1 protein-coding gene and 1 pseudogene are annotated in these 1850 nt (G+C 69.7%); both read left to right on the top strand.

From position 1 onward, the window contains the following. The first annotated feature begins 49 nt into the window (after window positions 1–49). Window positions 50–1462: an efflux transporter outer membrane subunit gene (locus K206_RS0125420; RefSeq protein WP_020205200.1), complete on the top strand. Its 1413-nt coding sequence runs from the start codon at window positions 50–52 to the stop codon at window positions 1460–1462. Window positions 1463–1590: 128 nt separating this feature from the next. Further along, window positions 1591–1850: pseudogene (locus K206_RS39260) on the top strand (AraC family transcriptional regulator); the annotation flags it as partial.

The raw sequence follows: 1850 nt of genomic DNA on the forward strand, positions 1-1850 counted from the left end.
CCGGCCGGCGGCGCCGGCCCGGTTGCAGCATGCTGATTGAGGTGCACCGATGAGAATACTTACGCTGCCGCTTTCCATTCTTGCGCTGGCCTTGAGCGCCTGCGCCGTGGGTCCCGATTATGTGGCGCCCACCCTGACGGATTCCGCCACCGGCACCTTCGCCGCCAGCGCGGAGCCGGCCCTTTACGATGACAGGCCCGCGCATGACGACTGGTGGCGCCTGTATCGGGACCCGATACTCGATCGGTTGATTCAGGACGCGCTGGGCGCGAACACCGACGTGCGGGTGGCCGTCGCGCGTCTGGAGCGGGCGCGCGCGATGTTGCGCGACGCCGGCGCGGATCTTTATCCGGGCACCGGACTCGATGCCACGGCGAATCGCCAGAGACAGGCCGCCGTCCAGACGCTTCCCGGACTGGACCGGGAAAACACGCTCCTCGACGCGGGCTTCGGCGTGGCCTATGAAGTCGACCTTTTCGGCAGGGTGAGACGAAGCCTGGAATCGGCCCGCGGCGACTTCGAAGCGGCGCAGGCGGACCGGGATGCCGTCAGGGTGGCGATCGTCGCGGACACCACGCGGGCCTACCTCAATGCCGCCAGCGCAGCCCGGCGGCTCGCCGTCGCCCGCCGCATCGTCGAGTTGCTGGATCGCTCGCTGCGGGTGACGGGCGGCCGCGAACGGGCCGGGCTGGCCACGCCGCTGGATACGGCCAGAATGGCCGCCTTGCGGGAGCAGCGGCGTTCGAGCATCCCGGCGATTGCCGCCGAGCGGCAGGCCGCCCTTTTCCGGCTCGCTGTCCTGACCGGCCGTGCCCCCAGGGATCTGCCCGCCGCCGCGGCCACGGCCGATACGCCGCCGGCCATCGAGGTGCCGATTCCCGTCGGTGACGGGAAGGCGATGCTTGCCCGGCGGCCGGATGTCCGCGCCGCGGAGAGACGGCTCGCTGCCGCTACCGCGCGAATTGGCGTCGCCACGGCCGATCTGTATCCGCGGATCTCGCTCGGCGCGTCGATCGGATCGACCGGATTCGGCTTTGGCGATCTCTTCGGCGCCGGTCCCCTGCGATGGCTGGCGGGGCCGTCGATCTCCTGGTCCTTCCCGAACCAGGAGCGGATCCGCGCGCGCATCGCCGCCGCCAGGGCGGATAGCGATGGCGCGCTTGCCACCTTCGACGGCAGCGTGCTGCAAGCGCTGGCCGAGACGGAAACGGCGCTGTCGAACTACGCCCGCGCGCTTGACCAGCGCGCCGCGCTCGACGCGGCCCGGGAGCAGGCGGACCGGGCCGCGCGCATCGTCCGGGCCCAGCAGCGGGAGGGACGCAGCGACAGCCTTGCCCTGCTCGATGCCGAACGGACCTTTGCCGATGCGCAAGCGCAGCTCGCCGATGCCGAAGGCCGCATTGCCAACGCGCAGGTGGATCTGTTCAGGGCGTTGGGCGGTGGCTGGGCATCTCCCGGTTGAACGCATGACGGCGATGCCGTGCCTGGCAGGAATGACCAGGACCGATTGATTTCCGACACGCGCGCTAGAATGCGGTCTGCGTTGCCCGATTGCCATCATGGATCGCCGCCATGACCAAGGAGATGTGATTGAAAACCGTCGCCGTGCTTGCCCTCCAGGGCGTGGTGCCGTTCGACCTCGGGATTGCCTGCGATGTGTTTTCGCGGGTCGTGCTTGCGAACGGCAAGCCTGGCTATCGTGTGCTGGTGTGCGGCGAGTCGGCGCGCGTGGACGCCGGCGGGCATTTTGATATCCGGGCGCCCGGGCGGCTGGAAGATGCGTTGGACGCGGATCTCGTGATCGTTCCGGGCGTCGACGATATCGAGCGGCGGGTTTCCGCCGGCGCCTG

Source organism: Cupriavidus sp. WS (assembly GCF_000395345.1).
In the GTDB taxonomy this organism is placed as follows: Bacteria; Pseudomonadota; Gammaproteobacteria; order Burkholderiales; family Burkholderiaceae; genus Cupriavidus; species Cupriavidus basilensis_B.

What these genes read in the sequence shown, in the direction of transcription:
- K206_RS0125420 (WP_020205200.1), top strand. Translation starts at nt 50, where the DNA reads ATGAGAATACTTACGCTGCCGCTTTCCATTCTTGCGCTGGCCTTGAGC.